This is a genomic window from Sinomonas sp. B1-1 (assembly GCF_050474465.1).
Lineage (GTDB): Bacteria > Actinomycetota > Actinomycetes > Actinomycetales > Micrococcaceae > Sinomonas > Sinomonas flava.
On sequence record NZ_JBCHVF010000003.1, the window covers coordinates 116,542 to 133,586 of the forward strand.

Consider the following 17,045-nt stretch of genomic DNA (forward strand, 5'->3'; position numbering starts at 1 on the left):
CCATGCCGCAGACCTCACCTGCGAAGCCTGCCCTGACCCAGGCGCCCTGGTTCCGCCCCACGGCGGTGGGAGTCGGCGCTGTGGTGCTGCTCGCCGTCGTCGTCCTGCTCGCGAAGTGGCTGCGCAGCACCGAGGCCGTCTCGCAGTTCATCGCGACGTACCCCGGCCACGCGCCGCTGCCCTCGTGGGCGCCCGAGGGGCTGCCGGCCTGGCTCAACGTGCAGCACTTCCTGAACATGATGTTCATCGTGCTGATCGTGCGCACGGGCCTGCAGGTGCGGTTCGTGACGAGGCCGCAGGGCTACTGGAAGCGGAACAACAAGGGCCTCATCAAGACCAAGGGCCAGCCCAAGAAGATCAGCCTGGACCTCTGGTTCCATCTCACCCTCGACGCGCTGTGGGTGCTCAACGGGCTGGTGTTCTTCGTCCTGATGTTCGCCACCGGCCACTGGGTCCGGCTCGTCCCGACCTCGTGGGACGTCTTCCCGCACGCCCTCTCGACGGCGATCCAGTACGCCTCCCTGGACTGGCCCCTCGAGAACGGCTGGGTCAACTACAACGCGCTCCAGCAGCTGACGTACTTCCTCGTGGTGTTCGTGGCCGCTCCGCTGGCGATCGTCACCGGCCTGCGGATGTCCGGCGCGTGGCCCACCAACGCCAAGGCGCCCCGGCTCAACAAGGCCTACCCCATGGAGTGGGCGCGGGCCCTGCACTTCCCGACCATGGCATTCTTCGTCGTGTTCGTGATCGTGCACGTGACGCTCGTGCTCACCACGGGGGCGCTGCAGAACCTCAACCACATGTTCGCCGCGCACGACGGCGGCGACTGGCTCGGGTTCATCCTCTTCGCCGTCGCGGTGCTCGTCATCGTGGGGCTCTGGTTCCTCGCCCGGCCCCTGTTCCTGCGGCCGGTCGCCTCGACCATGGGGCAGGTCACCCGGAACTAGGCGCGGGCCGCCCCGCCACCGCCGACGGGCCTGCCACAATGGCCGCATGAGCCAGCGCACGCCCTTCTTCCCGGCCCGGGAGCACCGGCTGCGCCTGGCCGAGCTGGGCATCCTGGACCGCCGCCGCCTGTGGGCCGGGTTCGCCCTCGCCGTCGTGCTGCCGGCCGCCGTCGAGTCCGTGGCCGCGACGGCCGGGTCCCGGGACCTGTCCCTGGCCATGCTGCTGGCGCTCGCGGCCGCGGTCGTCGTGGCCCTCGTGGGCGGTCTGTGGCCGGCGATCCTCGCCGCGGTCCTCGGGATGCTGGCCCTGAACTGGTTCTCGACCGACCCTGTGGGCAGCTTCGTGGTCGCGCGGGGCGAGTCCGTCGTCGAGCTCGTGGTGTTCCTCGCCGTCGCCTGCTCGGTCGCGCTCGCGGTGGGAGCCTCCGCGCGGCGGTACGAGCAGGCGAGGCAGGCCGCGGCGGAGGCGGACGCGATGAGCGAGCTGGCCGTCGGGATCCTCGGCTCGGCGGGGGACACGGGCGAGTTCCTCGAGCGGGTGCGCGCCACGCTCGGGCTGCGCGCCGTGACGCTCGTGGCGAGGAGGACGGACGACGCCGGCCGGGTCGCCTCGGGCTGGGACGTGCTCGCGAGCGCGGGGGAGGCCCCGCCCGTCTCGCATGGCGCCGCCGACGACTCCGTCGCGCCGGACGGCTACTACACGCTCCTGGTCGGCGGCCACGCGCTCGACGCGGGGGAGCGGCGCATGCTCCAGGCGTTCGGCGCGTACCTCGTGGCGATGCGCCAACGGGAGCAGCTCGCCAGGAGCCGCGCGGACAACCGCCGGCTCGAGGAGGGCAACTCGATCCGCACCGCGATCCTCCAGGCCGTCTCCCACGACCTGCGCACGCCGCTGGCCGGGATCAAGCTGAGCGTGAGCAGCCTGCGCCAGCCCACCGTCGAGTTCACCCGCGAGGAGGAGGCTGAGCTGCTCGGCACCATCGAGGACTACACGGACCGGCTCACGGGACTCGTGAGCAACCTCCTGGACATGTCGCGGATCACCGCGGACACCGTCCGGCCGCTCCTGCGCCCCGTCGCGTGGCGCGACGTCCTGCCCGCAGCCGCGCTCGCCGCGGGAGACGCCGTCGACCTCATCCCGGCCAACGAGCCCATGGTGGCCGCGGACCCCGTGCTCCTCGAGCGCGTGGTGGCCAACCTCGTCGAGAACGCCCTCCGCTACGCGCCGGGCGCCGCGGTCGAGGTCAGGGCGCGCAGCGGAGTGCCGGGTCCGGACGGCCGCCCCTGCGGGGAGATGCGCGTCATCGATCACGGCGGCGGGGTCCCGCCCGAGGACCTGCTCGCGATCTTCCGGCCCTTCCAGCGCTCCGGCGACGCGTCGGCGCGCGGTGGGGTCGGCCTCGGGCTCGCGGTCGCGAAGGGCTTCACCGAGGCGATGGGCGGGCGCATCGAGGCGGAGGCAACCACGGGCGGCGGCCTCACCATGGTCGTCTCCCTCCCGCTGTGGGAAGGGGGACGGGCATGACCGAGCAGACCACCGTGCTGGTCGTCGAGGACGAGGCCCAGATAGCCCGGGCCCTGCAGATCAACCTGCGCGTCCACGGCTACGACGCCGTCACCGCAGGAAGCGGCGAGGACGCGCTCGAGCTCGCCGCCAACCGGCGCATGGACATCGTGGTGCTCGACCTCGGGCTGCCCGGAATGGACGGCGTCGAGGTCATCCGGCGGCTGCGGGCGTGGACGGAGGTGCCGATCATCGTCCTCTCGGCCAGGCACGGCTCGGAGGACAAGGTCGAGGCCCTCGATGCCGGCGCGGACGACTACGTGACCAAGCCCTTCGGCCTCGAAGAGCTGCTCGCGAGGCTGAGGGCAGCGGCCCGGCGGGGACCGCGTGCCGAGGAGAATCCGCGGGTGCAGACGGGGGAGCTGAGCGTGGACCTCGCCGCCCGCCGCGTGGTCCGCCGGGGCGAGGAGGTGCGCCTGACGCCTACGGAGTGGAGCATCCTCGCGCTCCTGGTGCGCCGGGCCGGAGCGCTCGTGACGCAGCGCGAGATCCTCACCCAGGTGTGGGGGCCGGCCTATGCGAAGGAAACCCAGTACCTCCGCGTGTACCTGGCCCAGCTGCGGCGCAAGCTCGAGGACGATCCCGCGCGCCCGCGCCACCTGCACACCGAGGCCGGGATGGGCTACCGCTTCGACCCGTGAGGGCCGGCCGCCTCCCGACGGGTCCTCAGAGCCCGGCGGCCTTGGCGAGCTTCACGAGGGCGTCCCGGCCCGCGGCGGCATCCATGGCGGGCGTGCCCGAGCCGCGCGCGGGCTGGCCGATGCGGAAGCGGAAGACGTCGGCACCGCGGCCGACGAAGAGGTAGTACCCGACCTCGACCGCGGTCTTCTGCGCGACGAAGGCCGCCGAATCTCCCACCCCCGAGACCGGGTCAGCCGTGAACCCCTTCGGGGCGACGCCGTAGGAGCGCGCCGCGGCAGCGTCGGGGAAGGAGATCGCGGACACCGACACCGTGTGGCCCGGCTCAGGCCCGAGCTTCATGGTGCACTCCCGCCTCACGGCGCCCGGGTAGCCCTCCACCACCGCATCCTCGCTCGCGAACGGCGTGAGCGAGGCCGGGGCGGCGGATCCGAGGGCAGCCCGCACCGACTCCTCCTTGAGGTTCACGCACGCACCGGCATCCGGGGCCGATCCGCTGGCACGGGCCGGGGTCTCCGCGACGAAGGTGCTCTGGTCGCCCGAGGACACCGCGTCGGGCCCCGACGGCCCGGGGGAGCCCGTCCCCTCGGATGCTGGTCCGGCCCCGGAGCCCGGGGCCCCTGCGGAGGCCGTGCCGGTGCTGCCGGGCGAGGCGGCGTCCGCTGAGGCCGACGGCGATGCCGACGGTCCGGCTGAGCTGCTGCTGGGCTGCGGCTGGGAGGGGGTGCAGGCCGTGAGGGACAGGCCCGTGGCCAGGACCAGCGTGACGGCCCGAGCCAGCGTGACGGCCCGCGCCAGCCCCGAGATGCGTCCGGCAGCGCGGGCCGGCCTGTACAACGGGTCCACGATCATGACTACTCCACGTCTTGGTGGTCCGCCCCCCAGCGTGCGGCCAGTATAGGCAGACGGGTCCGCCCCGGCAGATGGTCCGCGCAGCCGGATCCGGCGCGGGCCGCTCGGCTACCCTGAAGGCATGAAGACCGCGCGTGTCACCGCCGTGTGCCGTGTCCACCAGCTGCTCTCCGACCCGGGTGCGGTGGGGGTCACCGCGATCGACAAGCGGCCCGTCGAGGGACCCGTGCGCGTGCACCGGCTGGGCCTCCACGGGGACGTGCAGGCCGACCGCGCCAACCACGGCGGCGAGGACAAAGCCGTCTATGCGTACTCCGAGGACGACGCCGCGCTCTGGTCCCGCGAGCTCGGCCGCGACATCCCGCCGGGCCTCTTCGGCGAGAACCTGCGCGTCGAGGGCATCACCGCGAGCAATGCCGTCATCGGCGAGCGCTGGCGGTTCGCCTCCGGGACGGTGCTGGAGGTGACGATGCCGCGCATCCCGTGCGCGACCTTCGCCCGGCGTATGGGCCAGGACGGCTGGGTGGCCTGGTTCACTCGGGCCGGGCTTTCGGGCGCCTACCTGCGCGTGGTGACTCCCGGCGACGTCGAGGCGGGCGCGCAGTTCACCGTCGAGCATGTCCCCGACCACGGGGTGCGGGTCGGCCAATGGCTGGCCGAGCCGACCCGCGAGCGTGCCGAGGCGCTTCTCGACGCCGAGGCCGACGGGCAGATCCGCCTCGCGGCGGCGCTCCGTCGCTACGTCGACAGCGCCATCTCCCGCCCCGCCGTCTGAGGGTCACCTCCTGGGGGTCACCTTCTGGGGGCCACGTTCTGGGGGTCACCTCAAGTGACCCCCGGAATCTGACCCCCAGACGGGGCGCGGCGAGGGAGGCTGGGAGCGGTCGACGGCGCCCGTGCCCGACCCCTGTGCGCAACCTCACCGCCGCCCGGACGACGGCGGTGACCGCGCGGCGTCGTGCGTGCCGTATGATGGATGTATCCCCCACTTTCCGGAACTCCCTTTTCCTGCCCAATTCTTGAGGCAGGACAGTACGCGTGTTGGGGCCCGCCGAGCGGGCAATCGCATAGGGGACACTCCGGCTGAAGGAAACGCTGTACGGGTGCATGTGGCGCCGAACGCAGCGAGAAGCCATGCCACGGGATTGAGACAGTGCTGGGCTTCGTCCCTGACCGCAGAGCCGGCACGGCTCGCCAGACCCGGAGGACACACGCATGTCTGAAACCGCCATCGCCCCCGATACCACCAACGAAACCCAGGCCCCCGAGGTCTCCGAGGCCCCCGAGGTCTCCGAGGCCGTTGAGGCGCCCCAGGCCGCTGAGGCCCTCGAGCAGCAGCAGCCCGCCGAGACCGAGCCGGCTGCCGAGACGCAGCAGCCCGCTGAGAAGCCCGCGCAGGACGACGAGAAGACTGTCCGCTTCGCCGATCTCGGCATCGACGGCCGCGTGCTCGCGGCGCTCGCAGAGGTCGGCTACGAGAAGCCCTCGCCCATCCAGGCCGCCACCATCCCGCTCCTGCTCGAGGGCCGCGATGTCGTCGGCCTCGCCCAGACGGGTACCGGCAAGACGGCCGCGTTCGCGGTCCCTGCCCTCTCGCGCCTTGCCGAGCTGCACGACCTCAACGGCCCGTCCCGCCAGACGCAGGCGCTTGTCCTCGCCCCGACCCGCGAGCTCGCGCTCCAGGTCGCGGAGGCGTTCACGTCCTACGCGAAGCACCTCGACGACTTCACGGTCCTTCCCGTCTACGGCGGCTCCGCCTACGGCCCCCAGCTCGCGGGCCTGCGCCGCGGGGCACAGGTCGTCGTCGGCACCCCCGGCCGCGTGATCGACCACATCGAGAAGGGCTCCCTGGACCTCTCCCAGCTCCAGTACCTCGTCCTCGACGAGGCCGACGAGATGCTCCGCATGGGCTTCGCCGACGACGTCGAGCGGATCTTCCAGGAGACCCCGGACGGCCGTCAGGTCGCCCTGTTCTCCGCCACGATGCCCTCGCAGATCCGCCGGATGTCCAAGCAGTACCTCAACCAGCCGGAAGAGGTCACGGTCAAGGCCAAGACGGCGACCGCGCAGAACATCCGCCAGCGCTACGTCCAGGTCATGGGCCCGCACAAGCTCGACGCCCTGACCCGCATCCTCGAGGTCGAGGACTTCGACGGGGTCATCGCGTTCGTGCGCACCAAGATGGCCACCGAGGACCTCGCCGAGAAGCTCAAGGCCCGCGGCTTCCAGGCCGCCGCCATCAACGGCGACATCGCCCAGGCCCAGCGCGAGCGCACCGTCGAGGCGCTGCGCGAGGGCAAGATCGACATCCTGGTCGCCACCGACGTCGCCGCGCGCGGCCTGGACGTCGAGCGCATCAGCCACGTCGTCAACTACGACATCCCGCACGACACCGAGAGCTACGTGCACCGGATCGGCCGCACGGGCCGCGCCGGCCGCAAGGGCGACGCCATCCTGTTCATGACGCCGCGGGAGAAGTACCTCCTGCGCGCCATCGAGAAGGCCACCCGCCAGGCTGTCGAGCAGATGCACCTGCCCACCGCGGAGACGGTCAACTCGCTGCGCATGAGCAAGTTCGCGGACCAGATCACGGAGACCCTCGAGTCCGAGGACGTCGCCATGTTCCGCGACCTCATCGCCTCCTACGAAGAGGAGCACAAGGTCCCGGCAGCGGAGATCGCCGCGGCGCTCGCCGTGATGGTCCAGGGTGACCAGCCGTTCTTCGTCAAGGAGCTGCCCGCGACGCCCGAGTTCCAGAAGCGCGACCGGAACAAGGACGGCTTCGGCTCCCGTGGCCCGTCCCGCGGCGTGACCGAGGGGAACGCGACCTACCGGATCGCCGTCGGCCGCCGCCAGCGCGTGATGCCCGGCTCGATCGTCGGGGCCCTCGCGAATGAGGGCGGATTCCACTCGAGCCAGATCGGCGGGATCGACATCCGCGCCGACCACTCGCTGGTCGAGCTGCCGGCCGAGCTCAGCTCCGAGCAGTGGAGGGCGCTGTCCAAGACCCGGATCGGCGGGGAGCTCATCAAGCTCGAGCTGGACAGCGGCCGCCGCCCCAACCGCGAGCGCGACGGCGAGCGGTCCGACCGCGGCTTCGGCGGGCGCTCCGACCGTGGCGACCGTGGCGGCTTCGCCGGCCGTTCTGACCGCGGTGACCGTGGCGGGCGCGGGTTCGGCCGCGACGACCGCGGCTTCGGCGGGCGCTCCGACCGTGGCGACCGTGGCGGCTTCGGCGGCCGCAGCTTCGGCGAGCGGAAGCCCCGCCAGGCGAAGGACGGCGCCCACGGCCGCAAGTGGTGACGCCCAGGCTGTCCTGAGAGACGCGTGACTGGCGAGCCCGCCCCCGGATTTCCCGGGGGCGGGCTCCGTGGTTCCCGGGGAACCCCACGGGATGCGTTTCAATCCTCCGGCTGCGGATAGGGGGCAGGGACATTTCGACGCCGGCTCCCGGCCGGCCCAACACGAAAGGTTCCCCATGGGCTTCCTGGATGATGTGCGCAAGAACATCGAGAACGCGGCCGAGGACGTCAAGGGCCACCTCGACGACGCCCTTCACCGCGACCGGAACGACGCCGACCGGAACGACACGGATCGCAACGACACCGATCGCAACGACACCGATCGCAACGACACCGAATCCCCGGAGTCGGTCGGGGCGCCGGCCGACCCGACCACCGGATCCCCCGCGGACCCGAGTGTCTCCGAGGCTCCGGTCCAGGCCCCAGAGCCCGTTGTACCCGAGACCGCCGCCGCCGAGCCCGCTACCCCCGAGCCTGCTGCTGCCCCTTCCGGCTCGGTTCCGACCGACTCCGTCCCGACCGGCACGCGCGAGGTCGTGGTCGAGCCCGGGGACACGCTCTCGGGCATCGCGGAGCAGTTCGGCGTGGACCTCGGAGCCCTCATCGCGGCCAACGCGGACACCGTGCCGGACCCGGACCTGATCCACCCCGGGCAGGTTCTCCGGCTGCCCTGACGGCGGGGGAGGGGCGGCGCGGACAGCGGTCCGGTCCGATTTGTTCGCGCGGCCACCCTTCCGGTAAAGTATCTGTCTGTTGCCCCCCTAGCTCAGTGGTAGAGCGCCATCTTGGTAAGATGGAGGTCACGGGATCGATTCCCGTGGGGGGCTCTGTGGCGGTGTAGCTCAGCTGGTTAGAGCGCACGACTCATAATCGTGAGGTCCCGGGATCGAGTCCCGGCACCGCTACGTCAAGGGGTCCGTCGGAAGACGGGCCCCTTACTCGTACCCCGGGTCCATCACGCAGCCAGCCAGGAGCCGCCATGTCCGCGCGAGAACCCGCCTCCCGCTCACGCCTCGTCTACGGCTGCATGGGCCTGGGCGGCCCGTGGGGTTCGTCGCACTACGGCCCGTCCGAGGTGGACCACGCGGCCGCCGCGATCGAAGCGGCCCGCAGCATCGGGATCGACCGCTTCGACCACGCCGACATCTACCGGGGCGGCACCTCGGAATCGGTCTTCGGCGAGGTCATCGCGCGCAGCGCCGGCCTCCGCGGGCAGCTGTGGATCCAGAGCAAGGTCGGAATCCGCCTCGGCGAGGACGGCCTCGACGCCTACTACGACCTGAGCGCCGCCGCGATCCGTTCCCGCGTCGAGGGCATCCTCGCGCGCCTGAGGACGGACTACCTCGACCTGCTGCTCCTCCACCGCCCCGACCCGCTGCTCGACCCCGCCGAGGTGGGCGCCGCCGTCGTGCGCCTGCTCGAGGAGGGAACGATCCGCGCGATCGGCGTGTCCAACTTCTCCGCCGCCCAGATGCAGGCCCTCGCCGACCACCTGCCCGCGCCGCTCGCGGCCAACCAGCTCGAGCTGAGCCTCGGCCGGCCGGACTTCGTCGAGAGCGGCATCCTCGTCAACCATCCCGAGGGAGCCGCCGTCAGCTTCCCGCACGGGACGCTCGAGCACTGCGCCCGGACCGGCGCCGAGGTGCAGGCGTGGTCGCCTCTCGCGGGCGGCCGCTTCACCGGGCGCACGACGCCGCCCAGCGGCTCCGCCGACGACCGCGCCCGGGCGGACCTCGCCACCGCCGACCTCGTGCGGAGGATGGCCGAGGAGCGGGACACTACGCCGGAGGCGGTGGTGCTGGGCTGGCTCATGCGCCACCCCGCCCGGATCGCGCCCGTCATCGGCTCGGCCACGCCGGAGCGCATCCGCGCGTGCGCAGGCGCGGAGGACGTCGCGCAGTCGATGAGCCGTCCCGAGTGGTACGCCCTCTTCAGCGCAGCCCGGGGCCGGCGCGTCCCCTGACCCGACCCGGGCCGACCCTGCCGCGACGCAGGTCTACGGACGCCCGGGCAGCGCCAGCTCGAGGGCGTGCTCGTTGACGTGGTCCAAGGCCCGCCGCACCGCGCCGAGCGCCACGGCGTCTCCGCCGAGCTCGGAGACCTCGACTTGGGCGGGCGTGTCGGTCAGGGACGGCAGCTCGGCCCGGATGCCGGGCAGCAGGGCCGCCGAGGCCCCTGCGACGGCGCCGCCGAGGACCACCAGCTCCGGGTTGAGCAGCGTCGAGAGCACGGCGACCACGCGCGCCATGCGCTCCGCGAGGCGGGCCAGCACGCGCACGGCCGCCGGGTCGCCGTCGTGCGCGGCTGCGAAGACCGCCTCCGCCGTGACGTCCGACGCCGGGAGCCCGCCGAGCCCTCCGCTCACCGCCGCCTCCTCCGCGCCCCACTCGCGTGCGAGCTGGGCGATGCCGTGGGGCCCCGCGACACCGTCGACGAGGCTCAGGAACGCGAGCTCGCCGGCGCCGCCGCTGCGGCCGCGCAGGAGCCTGCCCGACTCGATCAGCCCCGCGCCGAGGCGCTCGCCGGCAAGCAGGACGGCGGCGTCGTCGACACCGCGGGCCGCGCCCCTCCAGTGCTCGGCGAGGGCGGCGAGGTTCGCATCGTTCTCGAGCAGGACGTCCCAGCCGTGGCGCTCGCGCAGGCGCGCCGCCAGCCCCACGTCGAACTGCTCCCAGAATCCACGCGGGGTGGCGATCCGCCCCTCGCGGTCCACGGGGGCGGGCAGGCCCGCGCCGACGGCCAGGACCCGCTCGGGGCCGGTGCCCGCCGCCGCGAGCGCGGCCGCCGCCGTGGTGCTCACGACGTCGATCCTCGCCTCGCCGCGAGCGCCGTCGGGGAATGCCCCGGTCGCCGAGCCGAGGGCCGTGCCGTGAAGGTCGGCGACGAGGGCGGTGGCCTTGTGGGCTCCCATGTCGAGGCCGATCACGACCCCGGCGTCGGACCGGAAGGCGAAGGTGCGCGGCGGCCGGCCGCGGGCGGGGCCCGAGCGCTCGGGCTCGAGCTCGGTGGCCCAGCCGCGCTGGACCAGATCCTCGCAGACCGCGATCACGGTGGCCCTGGTGAGACCCGTTGCGGCGACGAGCTCGGTCGCGGTCAGCGCGGACGCGCCGGCACCGCGGAGGCGGCGCAGGACGGCGTCGGCGTTCGCGAGGCGCACGATATGGGGTCCAGCGGCGGGGCCGGTCCGCATGCCTTGACCTCCTTCCCAGCCGCGCGAATAATGGACTGCGGCTTTGATTTAGAGTCTAAATATAAATCCCCCGCATGGAACAACCCCCTGTGAACAGGAGGCACGGTGCCCGCCACCGCCCACGACCACGACCGCACGAACCCCGCCGCCGACTGGTGGCGCCAGGCCGTCGTCTACCAGGTGTACCCCCGCAGCTTCGCCGACTCGAACGCGGACGGGATCGGCGACATCGCCGGCATCACCTCCCGCGTGGACTACCTCGCCCGCTTGGGCGTCGACGCCGTGTGGCTGAGCCCCTTCTACCCCTCGGCCCTCGCCGACGGCGGCTACGACGTGGACGACTACCGCAACGTCGACCCCCGCCTCGGCACCCTCGAGGACTTCGACGCCATGGTCGCCGCGCTCCACGGCGTCGGCATCAAGGTCATTGCAGACATCGTCCCCAACCACACCTCAGACCGCCACGAGTGGTTCGCGGAAGCCCTCGCCTCCCCCCGCGGCTCCGCAGCGCGCGAACGCTACATCTTCCGCGACGGGCTCGGCGAGAACGGCGAGCTTCCCCCGAACGGCTGGACCTCGATCTTCGGCGGCCCCGCGTGGGAGCGCGTGACCGAGCCGGACGGGACGCCGGGCCAGTGGTACTTCCACCTCTTCGCCAAGGAGCAGCCGGACCTCAACTGGGACAACCCCGAGGTCCACGAGGACTTCCTGACGACCCTGCGCTTCTGGTCGGACCGCGGCGTCGACGGCTTCCGCGTGGACGTGGCCCACGGCCTCAAGAAGGACATGGACGCGGTCCATGACGACCTCGAGACCATCCACCGCGCGGACCTCTTCTCCTTGGGCGAGCACCCGCTCTGGGACCGCGACGAGGTGCATTCGGTCTACGCCGAGTGGCGCAAGGTGTTCAACGAGTACACCCCGCCGCGCACCGCCGTCGCCGAGGCATGGGTGCACGCCGACCGGCGCGCCCGGTACGCGTCCCCCGAGGGCCTCGGCCAGGCGTTCAACTTCGACCTTCTCCAGGCCGACTTCGATGCCGAGCAGTACCGGGCCATCATCGCCAAGAACCTCGCCGAGGCCGCGGCCACCGGAACGTCCTCGACGTGGGTCTTCTCGAACCACGACGTGGTGCGGCACGCCACCCGCTACGGGCTGCCGAAGGGCAGCGGCCGCGCCGGCCACGGCGCCGACGGCAAGGACTGGCTGCTCGACGGCGGCGACCCGGCCGAGGTGGACGCGCAGCTCGGTCTCCGCCGGGCGAAGGCGGCCACGGCGCTCATGCTCGCCCTGCCCGGCTCCGCCTACCTGTACCAGGGCGAGGAGCTGGGCCTCCAGGAGGTCGGGCGGATCCCCGAGAAGGACCGGCAGGACCCCACGTACTTCCGCAACCGCGGGGTGGAGGTGGGGCGCGACGGCTGCCGCGTGCCGCTGCCCTGGGAGGCTGCTCCCGCTGAGGGGTCCTCCTACGGCTTCGGCGGCGACGGCGCGCACCTGCCGCAGCCCGCGTGGTTCGAGGACTACGCCGTGAGCCTCCAGGAGGCGGACCCGGGCTCCACCCTCGCCTTCTACCGCAAGGCGCTGGGCCTGCGCCGCGAGCTCCAGGGCGAGGAGCGCCTCGTCTGGGCCCAGACGGAGGACGACGACGTGCTCGCCTTCGAGCGTCCCGGCGGCTGGCGCGTGATCACCAACTTCGGGCCGGCCCCGATCGCACTGCCCGAGGGCGAGGTGCTCCTTGCGAGCGCCGAGCTCGACGGCGGCAAGCTCCCAGGCGACACCACCGTCTGGATCCGCGTGACGTCATAGGCGCTGCTGCCCTTCCGTCCCCGCGCGGCGCGTGAAAGTCTGAAGGCAGCAATGCCCGCGCGGGGAATGGAGGAGCCATGTCTGATCTGAACGTGAGCTACGGGCTCGGTGCCCGCCACGAGGACCACGAGCTCGCCGAGGAACGCTGCTGGGCTCTCCTGGGCGCCTCCGGCGTGGGCCGCTTCGGCTTCGTGCACGAAGGGCGCGTGGCCGTCTATCCGGTCGGCTACATCGTCCTGCACGGGTCGATCTTCTTCCGGACCAGCCGCGAGGGGTCGATCGCGAAGAGCCTCCCCCAGGCCGGCGTGTCGATCCAGACCGACTCCACCCAGCCCTCGGTCCAGGCGGGGTGGTCCGTCCTGATCAGCGGTGAGGCGGAGGTTGTCGAGGACAGCGAGGAGCTCACGCGGCTCCACGGCCACATGGAGAACGAGCCGTGGGCGGGAGGGATCCGGGACCTGTTCGTGCGGCTCGTCCCGCAGCAGGTCTCAGGCCGCCAGGTGTACCTGGCGAAATAGCCGTTCCCGACTCGTGAGTAGTTAGTAAATTCGCTTGACAAACTAGCGCCGACGGCGTGGACTGGACCTGTCGAGCCCGGCTGGGGAGCCCGATTCTTCGACTGAACGCACGTCAGGAGAGTCACGATGGCTGATGAGGAGTCCTCTGGAGCGGCACGTCCTGCCGAGGCCACGACCGGCGACGAGCGGAAGCTTCCCGAGGGCCGGCGGGCCGCGGTGGGCCTGCCCGCCGGGATCCGGTGGTGGGAGACCTGCGGAGGGTGGTCATCGCGCTACGCGCTAGGCACCTTCTGAGGCCGCCCGAGCGGCCGGCGAGGGTGGACCGATGTGCCCAGCGGGGCCCCGGCGGGATACCGTTGATCCATGACGTCAACCACTGCCGCCGATCAGACCCGCCAGGCCCGCGAGGGTCGGATCATCAGCCCCGAGATCGCCCGCTCGTGGCTTCTCGTGAACGCGATGAAGACGGAGCTCTTCGACGAATCCGCGGCCTCGCGCGCTGACGCGATCATCCTGGACATCGAGGATGCCGTGGACCCATCGCAGAAGGACGCCGCGCGCGAGAACGTCTCGCAGTGGCTTGCGGGCGGCGGCCGCGCCTGGGTGCGCGTCAACGATGCGACGAGCCCCTTCTGGGCCGACGACCTCGCAGGGCTCCGCGGGAACCCGGGCCTGCTCGGCGTCATGCTCGCCAAGACCGAGTCCGCGGACCAGGTGACCGAGAGCTTCCACCGGATGGACGGCAAGACCCCCGTCATCCCGCTCGTCGAGTCCGCCGTGGGCATCGAGGAGGCCAACCACATCGCGAAGGCTCAGGGCGCGTTCCGCCTGGCCTTCGGCTCGGGCGACTTCCGCCGCGACACCGGCATGGCCGCCACCCAGGAGGCCATGGCCTACCCGCGCGCCAAGCTCGTGGTCGCCTCCCGCGTGGGCAACCTGCCCGGCCCGATCGACGGTCCCACCGTCGGGACCAACCACCCGATCCTGCGCGAGCAGAGCGCCATCACCGTCATGATGGGCATGACCGGCAAGCTCTGCCTCGCCGTCGACCAGACGACGATCATCAACGAGGTCATCTCGCCGACCCCGAGCGATGTCGCCTGGGCCACGGACTTCATGCACGACTTCGAGGCCAACGGCCGCGTGATCCGCGACGGCTCCGACCTGCCGCGACTCGGCCGCGCCGAGAAGATCATGAAGCTCGCCACCGCCTTCGGCGTCCGGCCGGCGCTCTAGCGGGGCCGGCAGAGACCGTGCTCAACAGCTTCTGGGAGACCGCGTCCCCGCTGTACCGGAAGGTCGTGCTCTCGGGCATGGCCTTCCTCGGCGTGGGCATCGTCCTGAGCATCATCGCGAACCTCGGCCACATCATGTGGCTCCTCTACGCCTCGATGGCGATCATCGGCGTCGGACTCGTCACGCACCTCGTGGGGCTCGGGATCCGCGCCCGTGACGCCCGCCGCCGGATGCAGCGCTGACCCGCCCTCTGGGGGTCACCTCCCGGGGGTCACCTCCTGAGGGTCACCTCCTGCGGGTGGGCGCGTCACGTGACCCTCAGGAGGTGACCCCCAGACGGCTCTGGGGTGTGCGAGCCCGGCGGACGTGGCTCCTGGCATGCTCGACCGCGTCCTCGAGCGTGTCGAAGAGGTGCCGGTGGTGCCGCAGCTCCGCGATGACCCCCACCTTGCGGACCAGCTCGAGGTGCTGCTCCTGCACCCCCTTGAGCAGGACGGTGATCCCGCGCGCCTCGAGCGTGCGGATCACTTCGACGAGCGCCTGCGCCCCCGTCGCGTCCAGATAGCGCAGCTGGGACAGCCTCAGCACCACCACCTCGACGCCCTGCGCCGCGGCCAGGCCCGTGACGTCCTCCAGGATCCGGTCGGCTGCGCCGAAGAACATCAGGCCGTCCAGACGGAAGACGGCGATGTGCTCGTCGCCGTCGTGCGCCGGCCCCGCGATGGGCTCGCGCCTCACGGTGCCGAGCTTCGCGAACTGCCGCAGCGTCAGCAGGGCGGCAGCGACGAGGCCGATCTGGATGGCCACAATGAGGTCGAACGAGACGGTGATGACGGCCGTCAGCACGAACGCGATCGCGTCGTGGCGGGTCGATCCCAGGATGCTCCTGGCCGTCCGCACCGAGACCATGCGCGCCGCCGTGACCATGAGCACGCCCGCGAGCGCCGCGAGCGGGATCTGCCCCACGAGCTGCGCCGCGAGGTACACGACCCCGAGCAGCACGAACGCGTGCACGACGGCGGCAAGCCGGGTCCGGGCGCCCGAGCGGACGTTGACGGCGGTGCGGGCGATCGCCCCGGTGGCGGGCATGCCGCCGAAGAGCCCTGCGGCGATCGATGCGAGCCCCTGGCCCACGAGCTCCCGGTCCGGGTTGTAGGTCCCGGTCGTGCGCCCGTCGGGGCCCGCGAGCCCGGAGGCGACGCGCGCCGACAGCAGCGACTCGATGGCCGCGAGCGCCGCGATGGCGAGGGTCGGGCCCGCCAGCCCGGGCAGGTCCCCGAGGCCGAGCCCGGGCAGCGACGGGGCGGGGAGCGACGTCGGCAGCTCGCCGATGCGCTCGACGTCCAGGCCCAGCAGCGCGACGGCGACCGCGGCGACCAGGATCGCGATGAGGCTCGCCGGGAGCGCCCGGTGGAGGCGCGGCACGAGGAGCATGACCGCCGCGACGAGCACGACGACGCCGACGCTCGCCCACGCGCGGGGCCACGGCGCCGTCGTGATCGCCTCTGCGGCGGCGACGGCGGTGTTCTGACCCGGCGCGACGTGCGAGGACACGGCGAGCGGGACCTGCTGGAGGAAGATGATCACGCCGATGCCGAGCGTGAACCCCTCCACGACCGGCCAGGGGATGTACGCGACCGCCCGCCCGAGCCGCGAGGCGCCGAGCGCCACGAGCACGACGCCGGCCGCGAGGCTCAGGAGTGCGACCGCCCCGACGCCGTGGGTCGCCACGATGGGGGCGAGGACCACGACCATCGCCCCGGTCGGGCCCGAGACCTGCACGTGCGACCCGCCGAACACGGCGGCGACGAACCCCGCGACGATGGCGGTCACGATCCCCGCCTCGGCGCCGACCCCCGAGCTCACCCCGAAGGCCAGCGCGAGCGGCAGAGCGACGATGCCCACGGTCACGCCCGCGACGAGGTCCTGCCGCCACGACCGCCCCAGCTGCGCGTAGTCCGATCGGCGGGGGAGGAGGGCGGCGGCGCCTGCGGCGGCCCGGGCCACGGCGCCGGTCCGTGCGGGCGGCGGGACGACGGCGCTCACCGGGCACCGCCGTCGTGCGCGGTGCTGGACGCGGCGGCGCCGAGCGCCGGCAGGGCGGAGGCGGCCTCGAGCTGGGCGCGCGTGTCGGCGAGGGTGTCGAGGAGGAAGGTGCGGGCGATCGCGAGGAGCTCGGCGATCGTGGGGTGGGCGAGGGAGTAGGTCACCGTGTTGGCCGTGCGGACGCTCGTGACGACACGGTGCCGCCGGAGGGTCGCGAGGTGCTGGGACAGGTGGGAGGCTTCGAGCCCGGTGCCCTCGAGGAGTTCGCTGACCGGGCAGGACTGGCCGGGCGAGTCCGCGAGGATCTCGAGGATGCGGATGCGTGCCGGGTGCGCGAGGCCCTTGAACAGGTTTGCCTTGATCTCGTACAGCGGCGTCTCGCGGGCAGTGAGCATGGACCCTCCAGATGACGGATTGATGAATCCATCATATCGTCAGCCCGCACTTCTGGCCACCCGATAGGCTTTCCCCATGGCCATCAACCCCGACCTCGCCGGTCGCGTCTACCCGCCCGCGGAGGCGTACGACGTCGCGCGCGAGAAGATCCGCGAGTTCGCCCGCGCCGTCAAGGCAGAGCACCCCGCCCACTACGAGGTCGACGCCGCGCGCGCCCTCGGCCACGCCGACCTCGTCGCGCCTCCGACCTTCGCGATCATCGTCGCGCAGCGGGCCGACGCCCAGCTCATCGCCGACCCGGAGTCCGGGATCGACTTCTCGCGGGTGGTCCACGCCGAGCAGCGCTTCACCCACCACCGGCCCATCGTCGCGGGGGACCGGCTCACCGCGGAGCTCCACGTCGACCAGGTCCGCGCGATGGGCGGCGGCGCGATGATCACGACGCGCGCCGAGATCACCGCCGACGGCGCCGCGGGTGCCGCGGAGAAGGTGGCCACCACCGTGTCGTCCATTCTCGTGAGGGGAGAAGGCCAGTGAGCGCCGAGAACG

Annotated in this window: 17 protein-coding genes and 2 tRNA genes; 15 read left to right on the plus strand and 4 right to left on the minus strand. The window is 72.5% G+C overall.

Annotated elements, in window-relative coordinates; translation table 11 throughout:
• The first annotated feature begins 2 nt into the window (after positions 1–2).
• The 3 genes from ACQ5BE_RS07525 to ACQ5BE_RS07535 are packed head-to-tail and all read left to right on the plus strand — an operon-like array spanning position 3 to position 3,152.
• Positions 3–947 carry a cytochrome b/b6 domain-containing protein gene (locus ACQ5BE_RS07525; RefSeq protein WP_413248447.1) on the plus strand — a complete coding sequence of 315 codons (945 nt, stop codon included), beginning with the start codon at positions 3–5 and terminating at the stop codon, positions 945–947.
• 46 nt (positions 948–993) lie between these two features.
• The gene (locus ACQ5BE_RS07530; RefSeq protein WP_430296397.1) at positions 994–2,472 is read left to right on the plus strand and encodes a sensor histidine kinase; all 1,479 of its coding nucleotides are present in this window, start codon (positions 994–996) and stop codon (positions 2,470–2,472) included.
• The gene (locus ACQ5BE_RS07535) at positions 2,469–3,152 is read left to right on the plus strand and encodes a response regulator (protein ID WP_430296398.1); all 684 of its coding nucleotides are present in this window, start codon (positions 2,469–2,471) and stop codon (positions 3,150–3,152) included. Before ACQ5BE_RS07530 ends, ACQ5BE_RS07535 begins: the two co-directional genes overlap by 4 nt.
• Before the next feature lie 25 nt (positions 3,153–3,177).
• Here the strand turns inward: ACQ5BE_RS07535 and ACQ5BE_RS07540 are convergent, their stop codons facing one another.
• A complete protein-coding gene (locus tag ACQ5BE_RS07540) occupies positions 3,178–3,996 on the minus strand; it encodes a hypothetical protein (protein WP_430296400.1) in 819 nt (272 codons plus the stop codon).
• 127 nt (positions 3,997–4,123) lie between these two features.
• Here ACQ5BE_RS07540 and ACQ5BE_RS07545 point away from each other — a divergent pair, with 127 nt between their 5' ends.
• From ACQ5BE_RS07545 to ACQ5BE_RS07570, 6 genes are all read left to right on the plus strand, one after another.
• The gene (locus tag ACQ5BE_RS07545; RefSeq protein WP_430296401.1) at positions 4,124–4,777 is read left to right on the plus strand and encodes an MOSC domain-containing protein; all 654 of its coding nucleotides are present in this window, start codon (positions 4,124–4,126) and stop codon (positions 4,775–4,777) included.
• Between the two features lie 440 nt (positions 4,778–5,217).
• Positions 5,218–7,305, plus strand: a complete 2,088-nt coding sequence (locus ACQ5BE_RS07550; RefSeq protein WP_430296402.1) for a DEAD/DEAH box helicase — start codon at positions 5,218–5,220, stop codon at positions 7,303–7,305.
• A gap of 175 nt (positions 7,306–7,480) precedes the next feature.
• Positions 7,481–7,978, plus strand: a complete 498-nt coding sequence (locus ACQ5BE_RS07555; protein ID WP_430296403.1) for a LysM peptidoglycan-binding domain-containing protein — start codon at positions 7,481–7,483, stop codon at positions 7,976–7,978.
• Positions 7,979–8,059: 81 nt separating this feature from the next.
• Positions 8,060–8,131, plus strand: a tRNA-Thr gene (locus tag ACQ5BE_RS07560).
• A 4-nt stretch (positions 8,132–8,135) separates the two neighbouring features.
• Positions 8,136–8,209 (plus strand) — tRNA-Met (locus tag ACQ5BE_RS07565).
• A gap of 74 nt (positions 8,210–8,283) precedes the next feature.
• Positions 8,284–9,267, plus strand: a complete 984-nt coding sequence (locus ACQ5BE_RS07570; protein ID WP_430296404.1) for an aldo/keto reductase — start codon at positions 8,284–8,286, stop codon at positions 9,265–9,267.
• A 33-nt stretch (positions 9,268–9,300) separates the two neighbouring features.
• Here the strand turns inward: ACQ5BE_RS07570 and ACQ5BE_RS07575 are convergent, their stop codons facing one another.
• Positions 9,301–10,494: an ROK family protein gene (locus tag ACQ5BE_RS07575; protein WP_430296406.1), complete on the minus strand. Its 1,194-nt coding sequence runs from the start codon at positions 10,492–10,494 to the stop codon at positions 9,301–9,303.
• Positions 10,495–10,599: 105 nt separating this feature from the next.
• On the opposite strand from ACQ5BE_RS07575, the gene ACQ5BE_RS07580 reads away from it, so the two are divergent.
• The 5 genes from ACQ5BE_RS07580 to ACQ5BE_RS07600 all read left to right on the plus strand — a co-directional run bounded on the left by ACQ5BE_RS07580 (position 10,600) and on the right by ACQ5BE_RS07600 (position 14,296).
• Entirely contained in the window at positions 10,600–12,300 is a 1,701-nt protein-coding gene (locus ACQ5BE_RS07580) for a glycoside hydrolase family 13 protein (RefSeq protein ID WP_430296407.1), read from the plus strand.
• Positions 12,301–12,377: 77 nt separating this feature from the next.
• Positions 12,378–12,818 (plus strand): pyridoxamine 5'-phosphate oxidase family protein, encoded by a 441-nt coding sequence (locus ACQ5BE_RS07585; protein ID WP_413248437.1) that lies wholly within the window; start codon positions 12,378–12,380, stop codon positions 12,816–12,818.
• 126 nt (positions 12,819–12,944) lie between these two features.
• Entirely contained in the window at positions 12,945–13,112 is a 168-nt protein-coding gene (locus tag ACQ5BE_RS07590) for a hypothetical protein (RefSeq protein WP_413248436.1), read from the plus strand.
• Between the two features lie 69 nt (positions 13,113–13,181).
• Entirely contained in the window at positions 13,182–14,054 is an 873-nt protein-coding gene (locus ACQ5BE_RS07595) for an HpcH/HpaI aldolase/citrate lyase family protein (RefSeq protein WP_208710051.1), read from the plus strand.
• Positions 14,055–14,071: 17 nt separating this feature from the next.
• Positions 14,072–14,296, plus strand: a complete 225-nt coding sequence (locus ACQ5BE_RS07600) for a DUF4337 domain-containing protein (RefSeq protein ID WP_255405293.1) — start codon at positions 14,072–14,074, stop codon at positions 14,294–14,296.
• Positions 14,297–14,372: 76 nt separating this feature from the next.
• Here the strand turns inward: ACQ5BE_RS07600 and ACQ5BE_RS07605 are convergent, their stop codons facing one another.
• Both ACQ5BE_RS07605 and ACQ5BE_RS07610 read right to left on the minus strand, forming a co-directional pair.
• A complete protein-coding gene (locus ACQ5BE_RS07605) occupies positions 14,373–16,061 on the minus strand; it encodes a SulP family inorganic anion transporter (RefSeq protein WP_430296617.1) in 1,689 nt (562 codons plus the stop codon).
• A 35-nt stretch (positions 16,062–16,096) separates the two neighbouring features.
• Positions 16,097–16,495 (minus strand): ArsR/SmtB family transcription factor, encoded by a 399-nt coding sequence (locus ACQ5BE_RS07610; RefSeq protein WP_430296409.1) that lies wholly within the window; start codon positions 16,493–16,495, stop codon positions 16,097–16,099.
• Positions 16,496–16,571: 76 nt separating this feature from the next.
• Between ACQ5BE_RS07610 and ACQ5BE_RS07615 the strand changes: the two genes are divergently transcribed.
• Positions 16,572–17,033 carry an FAS1-like dehydratase domain-containing protein gene (locus tag ACQ5BE_RS07615; RefSeq protein WP_413248433.1) on the plus strand — a complete coding sequence of 154 codons (462 nt, stop codon included), beginning with the start codon at positions 16,572–16,574 and terminating at the stop codon, positions 17,031–17,033.
• Positions 17,034–17,045 lie beyond the last annotated feature (12 nt).

Bases quoted from the DNA above. Each gene is read 5' to 3' on its own strand.
- ACQ5BE_RS07525 (WP_413248447.1), top strand. From the start codon at position 3: ATGCCGCAGACCTCACCTGCGAAGCCTGCCCTGACCCAGGCGCCCTGG.
- ACQ5BE_RS07530 (WP_430296397.1), top strand. From the start codon at position 994: ATGAGCCAGCGCACGCCCTTCTTCCCGGCCCGGGAGCACCGGCTGCGC.
- ACQ5BE_RS07535 (WP_430296398.1), top strand. From the start codon at position 2,469: ATGACCGAGCAGACCACCGTGCTGGTCGTCGAGGACGAGGCCCAGATA.
- ACQ5BE_RS07545 (WP_430296401.1), top strand. From the start codon at position 4,124: ATGAAGACCGCGCGTGTCACCGCCGTGTGCCGTGTCCACCAGCTGCTC.
- ACQ5BE_RS07550 (WP_430296402.1), top strand. From the start codon at position 5,218: ATGTCTGAAACCGCCATCGCCCCCGATACCACCAACGAAACCCAGGCC.
- ACQ5BE_RS07555 (WP_430296403.1), top strand. From the start codon at position 7,481: ATGGGCTTCCTGGATGATGTGCGCAAGAACATCGAGAACGCGGCCGAG.
- ACQ5BE_RS07570 (WP_430296404.1), top strand. From the start codon at position 8,284: ATGTCCGCGCGAGAACCCGCCTCCCGCTCACGCCTCGTCTACGGCTGC.
- ACQ5BE_RS07575 (WP_430296406.1), bottom strand. From the start codon at position 10,494: ATGCGGACCGGCCCCGCCGCTGGACCCCATATCGTGCGCCTCGCGAAC.
- ACQ5BE_RS07585 (WP_413248437.1), top strand. From the start codon at position 12,378: ATGTCTGATCTGAACGTGAGCTACGGGCTCGGTGCCCGCCACGAGGAC.
- ACQ5BE_RS07590 (WP_413248436.1), top strand. From the start codon at position 12,945: ATGGCTGATGAGGAGTCCTCTGGAGCGGCACGTCCTGCCGAGGCCACG.
- ACQ5BE_RS07595 (WP_208710051.1), top strand. From the start codon at position 13,182: ATGACGTCAACCACTGCCGCCGATCAGACCCGCCAGGCCCGCGAGGGT.
- ACQ5BE_RS07610 (WP_430296409.1), bottom strand. From the start codon at position 16,495: ATGCTCACTGCCCGCGAGACGCCGCTGTACGAGATCAAGGCAAACCTG.
- ACQ5BE_RS07615 (WP_413248433.1), top strand. From the start codon at position 16,572: ATGGCCATCAACCCCGACCTCGCCGGTCGCGTCTACCCGCCCGCGGAG.